At 55.2% G+C, this 19,248-nt stretch carries 17 protein-coding genes; 7 read left to right on the forward strand and 10 right to left on the reverse strand.

Going from position 1 to position 19,248, the window contains the following annotated elements; translation table 11 throughout:
- Positions 1-23: 23 nt before the first annotated feature.
- Complete coding sequence (gene bglX / locus KTH07_RS12665) at positions 24-2,321, reverse strand: beta-glucosidase BglX (protein ID WP_023304110.1); 2,298 nt, start codon at positions 2,319-2,321, stop codon at positions 24-26.
- A 189-nt stretch (positions 2,322-2,510) separates the two neighbouring features.
- Between bglX and dld the strand changes: the two genes are divergently transcribed.
- Positions 2,511-4,268, forward strand: a complete 1,758-nt coding sequence (dld, locus tag KTH07_RS12670) for a D-lactate dehydrogenase (protein ID WP_015572331.1) — start codon at positions 2,511-2,513, stop codon at positions 4,266-4,268.
- Between the two features lie 102 nt (positions 4,269-4,370).
- On the forward strand, positions 4,371-4,925 hold the full coding sequence (locus KTH07_RS12675; RefSeq protein ID WP_015572330.1) for a GNAT family N-acetyltransferase: 555 nt from the start codon (positions 4,371-4,373) through the stop codon (positions 4,923-4,925).
- A 105-nt stretch (positions 4,926-5,030) separates the two neighbouring features.
- Here KTH07_RS12675 and pbpG read toward each other — a convergent pair whose 3' ends face one another.
- Complete coding sequence (pbpG, locus tag KTH07_RS12680; protein WP_015572329.1) at positions 5,031-5,954, reverse strand: D-alanyl-D-alanine endopeptidase; 924 nt, start codon at positions 5,952-5,954, stop codon at positions 5,031-5,033.
- A gap of 167 nt (positions 5,955-6,121) precedes the next feature.
- The gene (locus KTH07_RS12685; RefSeq protein ID WP_003859296.1) at positions 6,122-6,709 is read right to left on the reverse strand and encodes a Yip1 family protein; all 588 of its coding nucleotides are present in this window, start codon (positions 6,707-6,709) and stop codon (positions 6,122-6,124) included.
- A gap of 157 nt (positions 6,710-6,866) precedes the next feature.
- On the opposite strand from KTH07_RS12685, the gene KTH07_RS12690 reads away from it, so the two are divergent.
- Positions 6,867-7,439, forward strand: coding sequence for a DedA family protein (locus tag KTH07_RS12690; protein WP_015572327.1), 573 nt, complete (start codon positions 6,867-6,869; stop codon positions 7,437-7,439).
- Between the two features lie 89 nt (positions 7,440-7,528).
- On the opposite strand, the gene KTH07_RS12695 is transcribed toward KTH07_RS12690, so the two are convergent.
- The 3 genes from KTH07_RS12695 to dusC all read right to left on the reverse strand — a co-directional run bounded on the left by KTH07_RS12695 (position 7,529) and on the right by dusC (position 11,029).
- The gene (locus KTH07_RS12695; protein ID WP_023295053.1) at positions 7,529-8,293 is read right to left on the reverse strand and encodes an SDR family oxidoreductase; all 765 of its coding nucleotides are present in this window, start codon (positions 8,291-8,293) and stop codon (positions 7,529-7,531) included.
- Between the two features lie 50 nt (positions 8,294-8,343).
- Positions 8,344-9,762: a multidrug resistance outer membrane protein MdtQ gene (gene mdtQ / locus KTH07_RS12700; protein ID WP_032619324.1), complete on the reverse strand. Its 1,419-nt coding sequence runs from the start codon at positions 9,760-9,762 to the stop codon at positions 8,344-8,346.
- A 331-nt stretch (positions 9,763-10,093) separates the two neighbouring features.
- The gene (dusC, locus tag KTH07_RS12705) at positions 10,094-11,029 is read right to left on the reverse strand and encodes a tRNA dihydrouridine(16) synthase DusC (protein ID WP_015572323.1); all 936 of its coding nucleotides are present in this window, start codon (positions 11,027-11,029) and stop codon (positions 10,094-10,096) included.
- 168 nt (positions 11,030-11,197) lie between these two features.
- Between dusC and KTH07_RS12710 the strand changes: the two genes are divergently transcribed.
- The 4 genes from KTH07_RS12710 to sanA all read left to right on the forward strand — a co-directional run bounded on the left by KTH07_RS12710 (position 11,198) and on the right by sanA (position 14,136).
- Positions 11,198-11,593, forward strand: a complete 396-nt coding sequence (locus tag KTH07_RS12710; protein ID WP_217310763.1) for a CidA/LrgA family protein — start codon at positions 11,198-11,200, stop codon at positions 11,591-11,593.
- Positions 11,590-12,285 (forward strand): CidB/LrgB family autolysis modulator, encoded by a 696-nt coding sequence (locus KTH07_RS12715; RefSeq protein ID WP_015572322.1) that lies wholly within the window; start codon positions 11,590-11,592, stop codon positions 12,283-12,285. The genes KTH07_RS12710 and KTH07_RS12715 overlap by 4 nt, the downstream gene beginning before the upstream one ends.
- 128 nt (positions 12,286-12,413) lie before the next feature.
- Positions 12,414-13,298 (forward strand): cytidine deaminase, encoded by an 885-nt coding sequence (gene cdd / locus KTH07_RS12720; protein ID WP_017383380.1) that lies wholly within the window; start codon positions 12,414-12,416, stop codon positions 13,296-13,298.
- Positions 13,299-13,425: 127 nt separating this feature from the next.
- Positions 13,426-14,136: an outer membrane permeability protein SanA gene (gene sanA, locus KTH07_RS12725; protein WP_017383381.1), complete on the forward strand. Its 711-nt coding sequence runs from the start codon at positions 13,426-13,428 to the stop codon at positions 14,134-14,136.
- Between the two features lie 127 nt (positions 14,137-14,263).
- Here the strand turns inward: sanA and mglC are convergent, their stop codons facing one another.
- The 4 genes from mglC to galS form a co-directional block, all read right to left on the reverse strand.
- The gene (gene mglC, locus KTH07_RS12730; RefSeq protein ID WP_003859318.1) at positions 14,264-15,274 is read right to left on the reverse strand and encodes a galactose/methyl galactoside ABC transporter permease MglC; all 1,011 of its coding nucleotides are present in this window, start codon (positions 15,272-15,274) and stop codon (positions 14,264-14,266) included.
- A 15-nt stretch (positions 15,275-15,289) separates the two neighbouring features.
- The gene (mglA, locus tag KTH07_RS12735; RefSeq protein ID WP_003859320.1) at positions 15,290-16,810 is read right to left on the reverse strand and encodes a galactose/methyl galactoside ABC transporter ATP-binding protein MglA; all 1,521 of its coding nucleotides are present in this window, start codon (positions 16,808-16,810) and stop codon (positions 15,290-15,292) included.
- A gap of 79 nt (positions 16,811-16,889) precedes the next feature.
- The gene (mglB, locus tag KTH07_RS12740; protein WP_017383382.1) at positions 16,890-17,888 is read right to left on the reverse strand and encodes a galactose/glucose ABC transporter substrate-binding protein MglB; all 999 of its coding nucleotides are present in this window, start codon (positions 17,886-17,888) and stop codon (positions 16,890-16,892) included.
- Positions 17,889-18,183: 295 nt separating this feature from the next.
- Positions 18,184-19,206 carry an HTH-type transcriptional regulator GalS gene (galS, locus tag KTH07_RS12745; protein ID WP_003859324.1) on the reverse strand — a complete coding sequence of 341 codons (1,023 nt, stop codon included), beginning with the start codon at positions 19,204-19,206 and terminating at the stop codon, positions 18,184-18,186.
- Between the last annotated feature and the right edge of the window lie 42 nt (positions 19,207-19,248).

Below are 19,248 nucleotides of genomic sequence, written 5' to 3' on the forward strand. Positions count from 1 at the left end.
GGGGGATGGGGAGGAAGGTAAGATTATTGCAGTTCGAATTCGGCTTTGTTCACGCGGGCGGAATCCACGCCGATGAAGACGTTGAATTTGCCAGGCTCGGCATCGTATTTCATCTGCTGATTCCAGAACTTCAGCGCATTCACGTCAATCGGGAAGCTGACCGTTCTGGTTTCGCCCGGTTTCAGGTTGACCTTCTCGAAGCCGCGCAGCTGTTTCACCGGACGGCTCATGGAGGCCGTGACGTCCTGAACGTACATCTGGATCACCGTCGCGCCTTCGCGTTTGCCGCTGTTGGTCACCTCCACGCTGGCGGTCACTTTGCCGTCACGCTTCAGGGTCGGCGCCGACATTTTGACGTCAGACACCTTGAAGGTGGTGTAGCTCAGGCCATAGCCAAACGGATAGAGCGGGCCGTTAGCTTCGTCGAAGTAACGGGACGTGTACTTGTTCGGCTTGTCGGCGTTGTACGGGCGACCGGTGTTCAGGTGGCTGTAGTAAACCGGGATCTGCCCGACGGAGCGCGGGAAGGACATCGGCAGCTTGCCGGACGGGTTGTAATCGCCAAACAGCACGTCGGCAATGGCATTACCGCCTTCGGTACCGGCGAACCAGGTTTCCAGAATGGCGTCAGCCTGCTGATCTTCTTTCACCAGCGCCAGCGGACGCCCGTTCATCAGCACCAGCACCAGCGGCTTGCCGGTGGCTTTCAGGGCCGCGATCAGATCACGCTGGCTTTGCGGGATAGTGATGTCGGTCCGGCTGGAGGCTTCGTGCGCCATCCCCTGCGCTTCACCCACCACCGCGACCACCACGTCGGACTGCTTCGCGGCGTTCACCGCTTCGTCGATCATCTCTTTCGGCGTGCGCGGATCCACCTTCACCGCTTCCTCATACTGGTTGAGGAAGGTCACGATGTCTTTATCGTTGGTGACGTTCGCGCCTTTGGCGTAAACCACTTTTGCATTATCACCCACGGCGCTCTTAATGCCGGTCAGCACGGTAACGGACTGATCCGCCACGCCTGCGGCGGACCAGCTGCCCATGACGTCACGCTTGCTGTCGGCCAGCGGACCGACCACGGCAATGGTGCCGGATTTTTTCAGCGGCAGCGTGTCGAGACGGTTTTTCAGCAGCACCAGGCTTTCGCGCGCTACTTCCCGGGCTTCTTTACGGTGCAGACGGCTTTCGGCGTTGGTGTCCGCCGGGTCTGAATCCTTCGGCCCCAGATGGCTGTAAGGATCGTTAAACAGCCCCATGTCATATTTCACGTTCAGCACGTGGCGAGCGGCGTCGTCCAGCTCTGCCATCGTCACTTTGCCGCTCTTCACCAGCCCCGGCAGGTATTTGCTGTAGTACTCGTCGCTCATGCTCATGTTGATGCCGGACTTGAGCGCCACGCGTACCGCGTCTTCCGGATCGGACGCCGTGCCGTGTTTAATCAGCTCTTTAATCGCGCCGTGGTCAGAGACGGTAATGCCCTTAAAGCCCCACTGGTCGCGCAACACGTCTTTCAGCAGCCACGAATCGGAGGTGGCAGGCGTGCCGTTGAGAGAGTTCAGCGCTACCATCACCGCGCCGCTCCCCGCGTCCAGCCCTGCCTTGTATGGCGGCATGTAGTCGTTAAACAGGCGCTGTGGGCTCATGTCGACGGTGTTGTACTCTTTACCGCCCTCCACCGCGCCATAGGCGGCGAAGTGCTTGACGCTGGTCATCACCGAGTAACGATCTGCCGGGCTTTTGCCCTGCATCGCTTCCACCATGGTTTTGCCCATCGTGGCGGTTAAATACGTGTCTTCACCGAAGCCCTCCGAAGCGCGGCCCCAGCGCGGATCGCGGGAGACGTCAACCATCGGCGCCCAGGTCATATTCAGGCCGTCGTCTGCGGCTTCATATGCCGAAACGCGCCCGACGGTTTTCACCGCATCAAGATTAAAAGAGGAGGCTAAGCCGAGGCTAATCGGGAAGACGGTACGCTGGCCGTGCACCACGTCATAAGCGAAGAACAGTGGAATTTTCAGGCGGCTCAGCTCCATCACCTGATCCTGCATCTTGCGGATATCCTGGCGGGTAACGGTGTTAAAAATGGCCCCTACCTGCCCGTCTTTGATCATCTCGCGAATGGCTTCCTTCGGGTTATCCGGACCGACGCTGATCAGGCGCAGCTGGCCGATTTTCTCATCGACCGTCATCTTTTTGAGTAAATCCGTGACAAAGGCGTCGCGGGCTTCGGGCGTGAGCGGGTGATTACCAAACAAATCCTCTGCCAGCGCAGGTTGCAGCGCCAGGCTGACGGCAACACCTACAGAACATAGCCATTTCATGTTGTTATTCTCTCTCATCAATAACCGCGGGAAGCACCCGGCCAGACCGTGCGAAAAGCGCAGTGTGCCATAAAGCCTGAAAACCTTGCAGGGTTATTCTCTGATTTTTCTCATGAATACCCGACCGCTCAACGGCTAATCGCGCTATGCTTTACAGCGAGAAATTTGCCCCACCACAAGGAGTGGAAGATGTCTTCTGTTCGAACTGACGATAACACTACATTTATTAACGAACTGTCTCGCCTGGTTGGTCACTCTCACCTGCTTACCGACCCGGCCAAAACCGCCCGCTATCGTAAGGGCTTTCGCTCCGGCCAGGGCGACGCGCTGGCGGTAGTCTTCCCCGGTACGTTGCTCGAACTGTGGCGCGTGCTCAGCGCCTGCGTTGCGGCAGACAAGATTATTTTAATGCAGGCTGCGAATACCGGCCTGACCGAAGGCTCCACGCCGAACGGCAACGATTACGATCGTGACATCGTGATTATCAGCACCCTGCGCCTCGACAAACTGCACCTGCTGGACAAGGGCGAACAGGTGCTCGCCTTCCCCGGCACCACGCTTTACTCGCTGGAAAAAGCGCTTAAGCCGCTGGGACGCGAACCGCACTCGGTGATCGGCTCATCGTGCATTGGCGCCTCGGTGATCGGCGGGATCTGCAATAACTCCGGCGGCTCGCTGGTGCAGCGCGGCCCGGCTTACACGGAAATGTCGCTGTTCGCCCGTATCGATGAAAACGGCAAGCTGACGCTGGTTAACCATCTGGGGATCGATCTGGGCGTAACGCCAGAGCAGATCCTCAGCAAACTCGACGATGACCGCGTAAAGGACGAAGACGTTCAGCACGATGGCCGTCACGCGCATGACCACGATTACATCACCCGCGTGCGCGATATCAATGCCGATACGCCGGCGCGCTATAATGCCGATCCGGATCGCCTGTTTGAATCCTCCGGCTGCGCGGGCAAGCTGGCCGTTTTTGCGGTGCGCCTCGATACCTTCCCGGCAGAGAAAAAGCAGCAGGTGTTTTACATCGGCACCAATCAGCCGGAGGTGCTGACGGAGATCCGTCGTCATATTCTGGCCGAGTTCACTCACCTGCCGGTGGCGGGCGAGTATATGCACCGGGACATTTACGACATCGCCGAGCGCTACGGCAAAGATACCTTCCTGATGATCGACAAGCTCGGCACCGACAAAATGCCGTTCTTCTTCACTATGAAGGGCCGCACCGACGCGATGCTGGAGAAAGTATCGTTGTTCAAACCGCACTTCACCGACCGCTTTATGCAGAAGCTGGGTAACGTCTTCCCGGCGCATTTACCGGAGCGGATGAAGACCTGGCGCGACAAGTATGAGCACCATCTGCTGCTGAAAATGGCCGGGGACGGAATTGCCGAAGCGCAGAGCTGGCTCACCGAATTCTTCAAAACCGCCGACGGGGATTTCTTTGCCTGTACGCCGGAAGAAGGCAGCAAAGCCTTCCTGCACCGCTTCGCCGCGGCGGGTGCTGCCATCCGTTATCAGGCGGTGCATTCCGAAGAGGTGGAGGATATTCTGGCGCTGGATATCGCCCTGCGTCGCAACGATACCGAGTGGTTTGAACATCTGCCGCCGGAGATCGACAGCAAGCTGGTGCATAAGCTCTATTACGGCCACTTTATGTGCTATGTCTTCCATCAGGATTACATCGTCAAAAAAGGGGTTGATGCACACGCGCTGAAAGAACAGATGCTGGCGCTGCTGCACGAGCGTGGCGCGCAATATCCTGCCGAGCACAACGTAGGACACCTGTACAAAGCGCCGGAGACGCTTAAACAGTTTTATCGCAAAAATGACCCTACAAACAGTATGAACCCGGGCATTGGTAAGACAACGCGGAAGAAATACTGGAAAGAGAGTGCCGAAACAGAGGAACACAATACGCAAGCCTCTGATGAACTCTTATAGCCAAATTTAAGAGATTGTTAAGCCCTCCTCAAACGTACTAGAGTATCTGCCTGTTGCCAGAGAAACGTTTCTCTGGCTTTCCAAACAAGGAGCGGGCAGAACATGTCGGCTGTAGAAATTTTCCCCGAAACTGAAATCGAGGTGCGCGACGCCCTTCCTGACGATGCGCATGCCATCTCGGCGATATACGCCTGGCATGTGCTTCATGGCCGTGCGTCCTTCGAGGAAATTCCTCCCACCGTCGATGAGATGCGTCAGCGGATGAAGAGCGTGACCGACAGCGGTTTACCGTGGCTGGTTGCGCTGTATCGCGGCATTGTTGTCGGCTACTGCTACGCCACGTTTTATCGTCCACGCCAGGCCTACCGGTACACCCTTGAGGAATCCATCTATGTGGATGCCAGCACTACCGGGCGCGGGTTTGGCTCGGCCTTACTCCAGGCACTGATCGCCCGTTGTGAACAAGGACCCTGGCGGCAGATGATTGCCGTGGTTGGTGACGGAAACAATAATGCGGGATCGTTACGGCTGCATAAAAAACATGGCTTCGAGGTTGTCGGTCAACTGCGCAGCGTGGGGTATAAGAAGGGCGACTGGCGGGATACGTTGATCATGCAGCGTCCACTCAACGATGGTGACTGGACGCTGCCGGAGTAGGCGCTTTCGCCCGGTGGCGCTTCGCTTACCGGGCCTACGTATCGGGGCCGCTTTAGGGCCGTAGGCCGGGTAAGGCGAAGCCGCCACCCGGCACAGACAGGCGGCTCAGTCGTTCTGCGCCGTCGCCATCTGTTCCGCTTTCTGCTTTTTATACGCCAGCGCTGAAGCCGGCACCGGCTGCACTTTCCCGGTTTCAATCCAGGTGCGCAGGCGGCTGGCGTCCGCAAAGTGGGTATATTTGCCGAAGGCATCCATCACCACCAGCGCCACTGGCTTACCGTTAAACACGGTGCGCATCACCAGGCAGTGCCCTGCCGCATTAGTGAATCCGGTCTTGGTTAACTGAATATTCCAGTTATCGCGATACACCAGATGGTTAGTGTTGCGGAACGGCAGCGTATACGCCGGGTTCGAGAATGTCGCCATCTCCTCACGCGTGGTACTGAGCTGACCGATCAGCGGGTATTGCTTACTGGCGATCAGCAGCTTGGTTAAATCACGCGCCGTCGAGACGTTATGAATCGACAGACCGGTTGGCTCTACGAAATGGGTATTTTTCATCCCCAGCGCTTTGGCTTTGGCGTTCATCGCGCGGATAAACGCGTCGTAACCACCAGGATAATGGTGGGCAAGGCTTGCCGCCGCGCGGTTCTCAGAGGACATCAGCGCCAGCAGCAGCATATTTTTACGGCTGATTTCACTGTTCAGACGCACGCGAGAGTAGATCCCTTTCATCTCTGGCGTGTGGCTGATATCCACCTTCAGCTTTTCGTCCAGCGGCAGTCGTGCATCAAGCACCACCATCGCGGTCATGACTTTGGTTATGGAAGCGATCGGGCGCACCAGATCCGGATGACTGGCGTAGATCACCTTGTTGGTATTCAGGTCAACGATCATCGCGCTGCCGGACGCAATCTGGGGTTGCGCAGCAGCGGTGGCGACTGCGGTCGTTTTGGCGATGGCTGGCGCGGTAGCGGAGACGCCCAGCAGCAGCGCAAGACTAAGGAGTGACACTCGAAATTTCAGCATGATGAGACTTCTGATAATGATTCACGCACGTTATGACGTACACCGCCTGTGTCAACGGATAAACACAGGCTGGCTTCGGCATCATAGCGCTCACCGTGCGTTGTCGCCAGCGGAGAATCATAACCAGATGCTGCATTGCTGGCATTTACGCCAGCAATGCAGGGAACTTAAAAGAGACGGTATCCATAACCCCAAAGAATAACTGTCAGGGCCAGTAGCGCCTCAAGGACCAGTACGCCGATGGCAAGCGTAGAGCTGGAGAAGCTCAGGCCCTCTTCTTTATTGATATTGAGGAAGGTTGGCACCCCTACATACAGCAGATAACCGGTGTAAAAGAGGGCAACCGTACCGATCAGCGCGCACAGCCAGACCAGTGGATAGAGCGCGACAATACCGCTCAAAAACAGCGGGGTCGCGACGTATCCGGCGAAGACCATACAGTGTGCCAGCGACGGGCGCTGCGGATAGTTGCGCGCCATCCAGTGGATGACCCGCCCCATCACCGCCACCCCGGCCAGCATCAGGCCATAAAACAGAATGGCCAGGTACAGTCCGGTAAACCAGGAAAGCTGAACCACGGTGCCGTCACCAAAGTTCCAGCCTATCTGCGTAGTACCAATAAACGCGCAGACCACCGGCACCGCTGCCATCAGCAGGACATGGTGGGTATAGTGATGCGCGACCGTTTCGTTCTCGTTACGGATCACCTGCATTTCACGATCGGGATGGGAGAAAAGTCCCCAGACATGGTTCATAACGCCCCCTTGTTGTCGGCCCGTCAGCGATAGCTTAAGTATAATGCAGGCTTTAGATTATTTTATGTACAGTGGGAAATTTCCGTTGATTGCCGCGCGGTTGATGGATGGGGTATATGATTAACGCAGGCACAGTAAGGGAGATGACGTTTACGTAATGGATATCAACGGTCTTATTGAACAATATGGATACGCCGCGCTGGTGATCGGCAGCGTCGCGGAAGGCGAAACCATCACGCTGCTGGGCGGGGTGGCCGCACATCAGGGATTGCTGAAATTCTCGCTGGTGGTCGCCGCCGTCGCGTTGGGCGGTATGATTGGCGATCAGCTGCTCTACTTTCTGGGGCTGCGCTTTGGCCCGACGCTTTTGCAACGTTTTGCTAAGCATCAAAAGAAAATTCGCCGTGCTCAGCGGCTTATCCAGCGACGTCCCTGGCTGTTTGTGATTGGTACCCGCTTTATGTACGGCTTTCGCATCATCGGGCCAATACTGATTGGCGCGAGCCGCTTACCGCCGAAAATCTTCCTGCCGCTGAACATTCTCGGGGCGATTGCCTGGGCACTGATTTTCACCACGCTTGGCTACGTGGGTGGCGAAGTAATAGGTCCGTGGCTGCATAATCTCGATCAACATCTTAAACACTGGGCCTGGTTGATCCTGGTTGTTGCGGTGGTGATTGTGGTACGGCTGTGGCTCAAGCATCGCGAAAAGCGGCGGGATGAAGAGTGAGTTCGGCCTGCTGCCCCTCACCCTACCCCTCTCCCCAAACGCTATACACCCTCTCCCCTTGGGGGAGAGGGCTGAGGTGAGGGGAATGCTTATTCCGCAGGCTTAAACTGCGGATTCGCCAGCATAAAACCGCCGTCGACGATAAACGACTGCCCGGTGGTGTAGCTGGCGTCGCTGTCACACAGCCACGCCACCAGGCTGGCAATTTCTTTGGTATGCCCTGGCCGTGCCAGCGGGATTTCCGGCATTGCGCCTTCTTTCACTTCGCTGTCGTCCATATCATTCATCGGCGTGGCGATCGCTCCGGGCGCAACGGCGTTCACCAGAATCTTATGTTTAACCAGCTCCAGCGCCATCGACTTTGTTAACCCGCCCAGCGCATGTTTGGCCGCCGTATAGGCGCTGGCGTCCGGCAATGGCGTATGTTCATGCACCGAGGTGATATTCACGATCCGCCCCCCTTCCCCCTGCTTCACCATCTGACGCGCCGCGATTTGCGAGCAGAGAAACGCGCCGTCCACGTCAACGGTGAATATGTGCCGCCAGTCGTCAAACGACAGGTCCAGAAATGGCGCTTTATTCATCGCCCCGGCATTGTTAACCAGCACATCCAGCCGCCCGAAACGCGTAATCAGGGTTTCAATGGCCTTTGCGCCTTCCGGCAAATTGCTTAAGTCGAGATGAATGGCCTCGGCACGCTGCCCGCGCGCTTCAATTTCACGGCAGGTTGCCAGCGCCCCTTTCTCATCTGAATGCCAGGTTACTCCGACATCAAACCCGCGTTCGGCCAGCATCAGGGCCGTCGTTTTGCCAATTCCTGAATCCGATGCGGTAACAATTGCGACTCGCGTCATACTCACCTCCTGATAATCTGCAAAGAGGTAAGTATAGATAATGCGCAATGTTAGCCGTGATGATATCCGCCACCCAGCGCGGAGGTGAGCTGGAGCGTGGCATCCACGTATTGACCTTTCAGCATCAACCCGGCAATACGCTCTTTGAGCGCCGGAATTTTTGCTTCACTCACCCGGGAGCCGGCAATGATCCCGGCGCTGAAACGCGCCTGTGCCAGCGCAACGACGCGCGCCGCATCTTTTTCGATCTGCTGCTGGTGCTGATTTTTGGCGGTCAGCGTATCCACTTCGCTGGCCGTCCGGGCAACCTGGTTTACGGCATCTACCACGGCCTTGTTGTAGTTCGCCACGGAGAGGTTGTTTTGCGCCTGGGCGATATCCAGGTTCGCATTCAACCGACCGCTGTCAAAAATTGGCAGCGTCAGCCCGGCGGTTACGCCCATTTGCTGCGCAGATGAGCGGAACAGGTCACTCAGGTGCAATGCATCCTGCTGCAAGAATGCCATCAAATTGATGTCAGGGTAGAACGCGGCTCTGGCGGCATCCACTTCGCTCATGGATGCTTCGATATACCAGTGCGCCTCCTGCAAATCCGGGCGCCGAGCCAGCAGTTCATAACCGAGCGTTGATGGCAACGACGCCTCTGCGTCAGGTAAGGCATGCCGGGCGAGCGTGACTGAAGGGGTATGGGTCAACGCATTCAGACGCGCCTCAATGACCTTCATTTTGCCGTGCACGTCAGCGAGCTGTTCATCGGTTTTGCTGGCATTGATATCCGTTTCAACGCCTTCCACCGAGGAGGTAATGCCGTGCTGATAAAGCTCGCGATCGGCACCGATGATATTTTCCTGCTCCCGTTTGATTTGCGCGAGTACGTCACCCACCGCGGCCTCGGTCTGCCAGTCCCAGTACAGCCGCGCGACGCTGCTGGCGAGCAGCTGGCGGGTCTGCTCCAGCTCCGCTTTTTGCGCATTCACCTGACCGATGCGGGCCTCAATTTGGGCGCGGTTTTTACCCCATAAATCCAGATCCCAACCCGCCGTCAGACCAAAGGTGCCGTTGGTGTACCAGGGGCCGGTTGTCCCCGCCGCCGGGTCGGTCAGCGCAAATGGCCCCATCAGCCCCTCTGCCGACATTTTTTGCCGTTCAACATCTGCGGAAAAATCCAGCTGTGGACCCTCAGCAGCGACAGCGGCTTTCGCCTGTGCTTCCGCCAGGGTGATACGCTGACGGGCAATTTGCATATCCGGCGCATCCGCCAGCGCTTTGTCGATCAGCGCGTTGAGCTGGGGGTCGTTAAAGTCTTTCCACCATTCGCTTTTTGGCCAGTCGGCATGACGCAGTTGGGTATTTACAGCTGCGGCGGCGGCTTGCGTTTTTACTGGAGACACCGTGGCATGTTCCGGCGCGCAGGCGGCCAGCATAAAAACAAGAGGAGCACTCAGAGATAAAGTAAGAGAACGTTTCATTACGCCATGAACTCAAAAAAATAAAGGCGCAACTTACGCTTACTGACGTTCCGTTTTTTAGTAACGCGTGGCAATCTGCATATTGTTATACATTTTCATATCCGGAAATTTATTCCCCAAGACAATGATTTAATTTCATGTATTCATGCTAATTATGAATTGACTGCTACACTTACTTCGACAGACATACGCAGGAGAGGCGAATGAAAATATTATTGTGGGTTATTTTGATTATATTTCTGATAGGGCTGCTGGTGGTAACCGGCGTATTCAAGATGATTTTCTGATTCCGTTGCCCGGCTCCGCGCCGGGCAAACACTTCACACTTCGCTCAGGATTTTGACTGGATCACCCGGGCAATATCCGCAGACGTCTGTAGCGTACGGATCTCCTGAAATAATCCCAGCGCGTCGTCGTACTCTTTACGCAAATAACTCAGCCACTGCTTAATGCGCGCGACGTGATACAAGCCGGTATCGCCTTGCTTTTCCAGCCGCGTGTATTTTTGCAGTAGTTTCACCACATCCGCCCACGGCATCCGCGGCTCATTATATTTCACCACCCGGCTGAGGTTCGGCACGTTCAGCGCACCGCGGCCAATCATCACGGCATTACAGCCGGTCTCTTTGAGGCAGGCCTGCGCGCTCTCGTAATCCCAGATTTCGCCGTTGGCAATCACCGGGATCGTAAGCCGTTTGCGGATCTCGCCAATCGCCTGCCAGTTAATGCGCTCGGCTTTATAACCATCCTCTTTGGTTCGCCCGTGCACCACCAGCTCGGTGGCGCCCGCCTGCTGCACCGCGTCAGCAATTTCAAACTGCTTGTCGTCGCTGTCCCATCCCAGACGCACTTTGACCGTCACCGGCAGATGCGATGGAACCGCCTCACGCATGGCCTTTGCGCCGCGATAAATCAGCTCCGGATCTTTAAGTAGCGTCGCCCCCCCACCGCTGCCGTTGACCAGCTTTGACGGACAGCCGCAGTTAAGATCGACGCCGTACGAACCAAGCGCTACCGCGCGGGCGGCGTTTTCAGCCAGCCACTCAGGATACTGGCCGAGCAGCTGGACGCGCACCAGCGTACCGGACGGAGTGCGGCTCTGACGATGCAGTTCCGGGCAGAGACGATAAAATGATTTTTCTGGCAGCAACATATCGACCACGCGCAGAAACTCCGTCACGCAGAGATCGTAATCGTTCACCTCGGTAAGCAGCTCGCGCACGAGAGAGTCGAGCACACCTTCCATCGGGGCCAGTAAAACACGCATTCTGAGTACCTGTGAAAAAAGACGCGCTATAGTAGCTGCTCTCTATGTATGTTGAAAGCCCGGCGTTCCATTGCGGAATGTCTGGTATGCCCAAAATTCATGATGTGATCCGTGGCACATTTTCAGGTTTAATTGTATGATGAATACGTCTCAGCAAGGACTTTCACCATGAGCAAATCACTGAATACTATCTGGCAATACCTTCGCGCCTTCGTCCTGATTTATGCCTGCCTGTACGCCGGCATTTTTATCGCTTCGCTGCTGCCGATTACGATACCCGGCAGCATTATCGGCATGCTGATCTTGTTTGTGCTGCTGGCATTACAGGTGCTGCCCGCGAAATGGGTCAACCCAAGGTGCTTCGTTCTCATTCGCTATATGGCCCTGCTTTTTGTGCCTATCGGCGTTGGGGTTATGCAGTATTACGATGTGCTTAAAGCGCAGTTCGGCCCGATTGTGGTCTCCTGCGCCATCAGTACGCTGGTGGTTTTCATGGTCGTCAGCTGGAGTTCACATATTGTGCATGGCGAACGTAAAGTGGTCGGGGAGAAAACAAAAAAATGATGGCGAATATCTGGTGGTCCCTGCCGTTAACCCTGGTGGTGTTCTTTGCTGCGCGTAAACTAGCGGTGCGTTTCAAAATGCCGTTGCTGAACCCGCTGCTGGTCGCCATGGTGGTGATTATTCCTTTTCTGCTGCTCACCGGCATTCCTTATGAACGTTACTTCGCCGGGAGCAAGATCCTCAACGATTTGTTGCAGCCTGCCGTGGTGGCGCTGGCGTTTCCTTTATATGAGCAACTGCATCAGATCCGCGCGCGCTGGAAATCCATCATTACCATCTGCTTTGTGGGTAGCCTTGTTGCGATGATCACCGGCACCTCGGTGGCCTTATTGATGGGCGCGTCGCCGCAGATCGCCGCCTCTATCCTGCCTAAATCCGTCACCACGCCGATTGCCATGGCCGTGGGCGGCAGCATCGGGGGCATTCCGGCCATCAGCGCCGTGTGCGTGATTTTTGTCGGTATCCTGGGCGCGGTGTTTGGTCATACGCTGCTCAATATCATGAAAATTCGGACCAAAGCGGCACGCGGTCTGGCGATGGGTACCGCCTCGCACGCGCTGGGCACCGCACGCTGCGCGGAACTGGATTATCAGGAAGGGGCATTCAGCTCGCTGGCGCTGGTGATCTGCGGGATTATCACTTCCCTGGTCGCGCCGTTTATCTTCCCGATTATTCTGGCAGTCATGGGCTAAAATTTGCGATGCGTCGCGCAATTTTCATTTTCATTTCATAAGTTGCACACATAATGAGATTTGGATCACATATAAAGGCCGTACGGCTCCGTACACTACCGATCCATTAACCTTGATGAGGCAACGTCATGCATCCACGTTTTCAAGCTGCTTTCTCTCAGCTTGCAGAGAATTTGCAATCAGCCCTGGCTCCGGTTCTGGCGGATGCGCATTTCCCCGCCCTGCTGACGGCAGATCAGGTCACGGCCCTTAAACAGGCAACGGGGCTGGACGAAGACGCGCTGGCTTTCGCCCTGCTGCCCCTTGCGGCTGCCTGCGCCCGCGCTGACCTTTCCCATTTTAACGTAGGCGCAATTGCGCGCGGCGTGAGCGGAACCTGGTACTTCGGCGGAAACATGGAGTTTCTTGGTGCGACCATGCAGCAAACCGTCCACGCGGAGCAGAGCGCCATCAGTCACGCCTGGCTGCGCGGCGAAAAAGCCCTGCGCGCCATCACCGTCAACTATACCCCTTGCGGCCACTGCCGCCAGTTTATGAATGAGCTGAACAGCGGTCTTGAACTGCGTATCAACCTGCCGGGACGCGCACCGCATACGCTGGGTGATTACCTGCCGGATGCTTTCGGCCCGAAAGATCTTGAGATCAAAACCCTGCTGATGGACGAGCAGGACCACGGTTATGCGCTCTCGGGAGATGAGCTGAGCGAAGCGGCCATTGCCGCCGCCAATAAAAGCCACACGCCATACAGCAAATCTCCAAGCGGCGTCGCCCTTCAGTGCCGCGACGGCCGCATCTTCACCGGCAGCTATGCAGAGAACGCCGCATTTAACCCGACGCTGCCTCCGCTCCAGGGTGCCCTGAACCTGCTTAGCCTGAACGGGTATGACTACCCGGATATTCAGCGCGCAATCCTGGCTGAAAAGGCCGATGCGCCGCTGATCCAGTGGGACGCGACCGCAGCCACGCTGAAAGCGCTGGGCTGTTCAACCATCGACCGCGTGCTGCTGGCATAATCTGTTCGGCGGGCAGAGTTGCCCGCCAGTCTGACGAAAAACCCCTCAGTTGAATCGCTGTTTCTTGCGCTAACCAGGCGGGTACAGTAGCCTGAGGGAAATTTCATCATCGGTACGAGCCATCTGCATGTTAAAGCGCGTGTTTTACAGCCTGTCTGTCCTGGTCGGCATACTGCTGTTGATCGTGCTGGGTCTCGACCGCTGGATGAGCTGGAAAACAGCCCCCTACATTTTTGATGACCTACAGGATCTCCCCTACCGTCAGGTTGGCGTGGTGCTTGGCACCGCCAAGTATTACCGCACTGGCGTCATAAATCAGTATTACCGGTATCGTATTCAGGGCGCGCTGAACGCCTATAACAGCGGCAAGGTGAACTATCTGCTGCTGAGCGGCGATAACGCGCTGCAAAGCTATAACGAGCCGGTGACGATGCGCAAAGATCTGATTGCCGCAGGCGTCGACCCGGCCGATATCGTGCTCGACTACGCCGGATTCCGCACGCTTGATTCCATCGTGCGTACCCGCAAGGTGTTCGACACCAATGATTTCATCATCATTACCCAGCGTTTCCACTGCGAGCGGGCGCTGTTTATCGCCCTGCATATGGGCATTCAGGCGCAGTGTTATGCGGTGCCATCGCCAAAGGATATGCTGAGCGTGCGCGTACGTGAGTTCGGCGCTCGTTTTGGCGCGCTGGCTGACCTGTACCTGTTCAAACGTGAACCGCGCTTTTTAGGCCCGCTGGTGCCGATCCCAACGATGCACGAAGTGCCGGAGAATGCACAGGGTTACCCGGCGGTAACGCCAGAGCAGTTGCTGGAAATTCAGAAGAAGTAATAACTTTTGTCGGGTGGCGGCTTCGCCTTACCCGACCTACGATCGCGATTTTGTAGGCCCGGTAAGCGTCGCGCCACCAGGCAAAAAAAGGCCCGCTACGTGAGCGGGCCTTTTCATTCTGAAGATCTTACTTCTTACGCGCGTACTTCAGTGAATCCAGCGCAACCGCGAAGATGATGATGGCGCCCTTGATGATATACTGCCAGTAGGGGTTCACGCCGATGTAGGTCAGGCCGTAGTTGATAACGGTGAAGATGATCACACCGGTCACCACGCCCAGCACGGTCCCCACGCCGCCGCTGAAGGAGACGCCGCCAACCACGCAGGCTGCAATCGCATCCAGTTCGTACATAAAGCCGAGGTTGTTGGTTGCAGAGCCGATACGGCCCGCTTCCAGCATCCCGCCGAAGGCGTAGAAGACCCCGGACAGGGCGTAAATCATCAGCAGGTTCAGAGCCACGTTGACCCCGGACACTTTCGCCGCTTCAGGGTTACCGCCTATAGCAAAGATGTTTTTACCGAAGCGGGTTTTGTTCCACAGGATCCAGACGAACGCCACCGCAATCAGCGCATAGAAGGTGATGTAGGAGAGACGGAAGCTGCCCAGCGCAACAAACCCCTGCGTGAAGGTCGAGAAGCCGCTGTCGAAGCCAGAGATTGGAGACGCGCCGACGAAATCGTAGTACAAGGAGTTGATACCATAAACGATGATCATCGTGCCAAGCGTGGTGATGAATGGCGTCACGTTCAGGTAAGCAATGATGATGCCGTTAATCAGGCCAATTACCGCGCCGATGGCGCACACGATCAGGATCACCACGAAAATCGGCATGGTCGCCATCTCCGGGAACACCTTGTTGGCGTTTTCCATCGACTGCAACAGGGTTGCCGCAATGACCGCCGCCAGACCCACCTGGCGCCCTGCCGAAAGGTCAGTCCCCTGGGTAACGATAAGTCCCGCCACGCCAAGCGCGATAATAATACGTACGGAAGACTGGGTCAGAATGTTACTCAAGTTCAGCAGACTTAAGAACGTAGGGTCCTGGAAAATAATAATCGCCAGCAAGACTAAAAGAACAACGTAAATACCGCCTTCTTTCAGATAAGTGAGAAAACTTTTTTTATTTAACGCACTCATGAGGAGCCCCTGATCTTAAAGGTGCAAAGACGCAAGACGCAAAATTTCGTTTTGCGTTGTCGTTTTGGTTTCAACAATACCGGCAACGAGACCATTGCTCATAACCAGAATACGGTCTGTGATCCCTAACAATTCCGGCATTTCGGAAGAAATAATAATGATCCCTTTATCTTTTTTTGCCAGCTCGGCGATCAGCTGGTAAATCTCAAATTTTGCACCCACGTCGATACCGCGCGTAGGTTCATCCAGCATCAGAATTTCAGGCTGGGTTAATAGCCAGCGACCAATAATGACTTTCTGCTGGTTCCCTCCCGAGAGTGAGCCAATTTGCGTGCGGTGGCCCGGCGTTTTCACGCGCATGGAGTCAATCACCCACTGGGTATCGCTCTTCATGCGGGAATTATCCAGCAGCCCGACTTTATTTTTGTAATTGCGAATATTAGAAATTAACGAGTTAAAGTTAATATCCAGATAAGCGTAAATACCGGTGGAACGACGCTCTTCCGTCACCAGCGCAAAGCCATTATTAATGGCTTCGTTGGCGTTGTGGTTGTTGATCTTCTTACCGTGCAGCGTAATGGTGCCTTCGGCTTTCTCACGGATACCAAACAGGGTTTCCACGATATCGGTGCGCTTGGCGCCCACCAGCCCTGCGATGCCAAGGATCTCCCCCTTGTGCAGATCGAAAGAGACATCGCGGATAGACGGCTGACGCAGCGAGGTCAGGTTACGCACCTCCAGAATCACTTCGCCTGGCTTGTTTTCTTTATCCGGGAAACGCTGGTTCAGAGAACGGCCAACCATCATGGCAATGATCTTGTCCATATCCAGCCCTTCTAGCGGCTGGGTGGCGATCCACTGGCCGTCGCGCAGGATGGTGATTTCATCGCACAGCTGGAAGATCTCTTCCATTTTATGTGAGATATAGACAATGCCGCAGCCGCGATCTTTCAGCTTACGAATAATGGTAAAAAGGTGGTTAACCTCTTTTTCCGTTAATGACGATGTCGGTTCATCCATGATCACGATTTTCGCATCATAGGAGAACGCTTTGGCAATTTCGATCATCTGCATCTGGGAAACGGATAATGTCCCGACGCGTGCGCGCGGGTCGATATCAATATCCAGCTCATCAAAAATGGCTTTGGTGTCGCGATACATTTTATCCTGATCGACAAAGACACCTTTGGTTGGATAACGACCCAACCACATATTATCCATAACTGAACGTTGCAGAACCAGGTTTAATTCCTGGTGTACCATCGAGATACCGTTCTCCAGCGCTTCTTTCGCTGAATGGAAGTCGATCTCTTTTCCCTGAAAAAGAATGCTGCCAGAATCTTTTTGATAGATCCCAAAGAGGCATTTTAATAATGTTGATTTACCCGCACCGTTTTCACCCATTAACGCATGAATAGAGTGTGGACGAACTTTTAAATTAACATTATCGAGCGCCTTAACACCGGGGAATGACTTGTTGACACCGGTCATTTCCAACAAGTATTCACCGGACGACTGAGTAGTTGTGCTGACCATAATTATACCTTGTTGGCCTCGCATATCGCGTTATAAAAGGGCGCAACGAATTGCGCCCAGTGAAGACAATGCAGATAACTTATTTACCGATAAACTCAGCCAGGTTGGACTGGTCTACGCCCACGTAAGGAACGCGAACGATTTTGTTGTCAATTTTCCAGTTAGTCCCGTCAGCGGCGCCTTTACCGTCGGCCAGGTTTTTCGCCAGATCGAAGGTGGCTTTCGCCTGGTTGTTGGCATCGTTCAGCACGGTACCGGCCATAGCGCCAGATTTCACCAGCGCCAGCGCTTCTGGCAGGGCATCCACACCGAATACAGGAATGGCGGATTTGTTGTGGGCTTTCAGCGCTTCTACCGCACCCATTGCCATCGCATCGTTGTTGGCGATGACCACTTCAATTTTGTTGGCGTTCGGACCAGAGAGCCACGCGTCCATCTTATCTTTCGCCTGAGCGGTGTCCCACATTGCGGTGTCTAACGCCAGCTGCTGGGTTTTCAGGCCCTTGTCGTTCAGCTCTTTAATAACGTAGGTGGTACGTGCTTCAGCATCCGGATGGCCCGGTTCGCCTTTCAGCAGAACGAACTGAATCTGACCATCTTTGTTCAGATCCCAGTTCGGGTTCGCCGCCCAGTGTTTCGCAATCAGATCGCCCTGGATAATCCCGGACTCTTTGGAGTCGGTACCCACGTAATACGCTTTATCGTAGCTGTCCAGCGCCTTACGGGAAGGTTCTTTGTTGAAGAAGACAATTGGCACGTTCTGGCCGCGCGCTTTCTCGATCACCGTGCCTGCCGCCGCCGGGTCAACCAGGTTAATAGCCAGCGCTTTCACGCCTTTTGCCAGAAGAACGTCAATCTGATCGTTCTGTTTGGACTGGTCATTCTGGGAGTCATTCATCAGCAGCTGCACGTCTGGCGCTGATTTAGCGTCTTTTTCAATTGCTTTACGCACAACGGACATGAAGTTGTCGTCGTATTTATAGATAGTCACGCCAATACGGGTATCCGCTGCGTGTGCTGCTGCGCCAAAAAGCATGCTTGCCATGACAGCAGACAGAGTCAACACCTTCTTATTCATGGTATCTCCGGTTTTTTTTATGCAGGGTAGTTTTTGTGAAAAACGGTCGGCGGGCAGAAGTTAATAAAACGTTACTGATCGCCGAAGTTCACTTATAAAATGTCCAGCTTCCGTGTTCGGTAACGCTCCAGAAATGCGTTTTATTCGTTGTTTGAGGCATGCTGGTAACGGTAAAAGTGAATAATCACCGTTACATTGTGTTTCAGCCCCTAAAACGCTGACATCATAGACAGCGGCTTGTTAAGATACTGTGAATTTACTCACAGATTGAAAACGGTTACATCAAGTGATGTTATCAGTTAGTGATCGGAGCCACAGTTTGTCGGATAGCGACCGAATGGCGGCGTACTAAAGTCGGCATAAAACAATGCGTTGCGTCAGGATCTAACAGCCCTGCCGCCCCCTGTAACGCCAGCTCTGTCGCCAGTTTCGCCATCGACGCAATGGGGTAACGCACCGTTGTCAGCTGCGGATCGGTGTAACGGGCAATCGGGATATCGTCAAAGCCGATCAGCGATAAATGCTGTGGCACCGCAATGCCGTTGTCTTTCAGCGCGGTAAGCGCACCTGCCGCCATGCTGTCGTTATAGGCAAACACGGCCGTCAGCTGAAGATTACGCCCCAGCAGTTCCACCATTGCCGCTTCACCGCCCTGCATGTCCGGCGAACCGGTACCTACCCAGCTTTCCAGCGGCGCAATGCCCTGCTCTTTCAGGGCGTTTTGCCAGCCCTCGCGGCGCATCATGTCGTCTTCAATACCGTGGCTGGAGGCCAGATAACCAATGCGCTGATGGCCGTTGCTGATGAGCATCCGCGTCGCCATCATCGCGCCGCTGATGTTATCCAGACCGACGCAGCGGTGCGCGTAGCCGGGGACGATACGATTGATAAGCACCATGCCGGGGATTTGCTCCATAAACCCGGCCAGCTCTTCATCGCTCAGGGCTTTAGAGTGCACAATCAGGGCGTTACAGCGCTGGCGGATCAGTACCTCAATGGCATAACGCTCTTTTTCAGCCTCGTGATAGCTGTTGCCAATCAACACATATTTCTGGTGCTGCTGGGCAACGACGTCTACCGCTTTGACCAGCGCGCCGAAGAAGGCGTCAGACACGTCCATCACCACTACGCCAATGGTATCGCTGACCTGCGTCGCCAGCGCCTGGGCATTAGCGTTTGGCCGGTACCCCAGTTGGGTCACGGCTTTCATTACGGTTTCACGCGTTTCAGGACTGACCAGCGCACTGTTGTTCAGCACGCGGGAGACAGTAGCAACAGAAACACCCGCCTGGCGGGCGACGTCACGAATGGTGATCATATTCACCACCCTTTAAAGGATTGCAGCAACTCACAGACACCC

The sequence above is a fragment of the Enterobacter cloacae complex sp. ECL72 genome (assembly GCF_019056635.1).
GTDB lineage: Bacteria > Pseudomonadota > Gammaproteobacteria > Enterobacterales > Enterobacteriaceae > Enterobacter > Enterobacter hormaechei_C.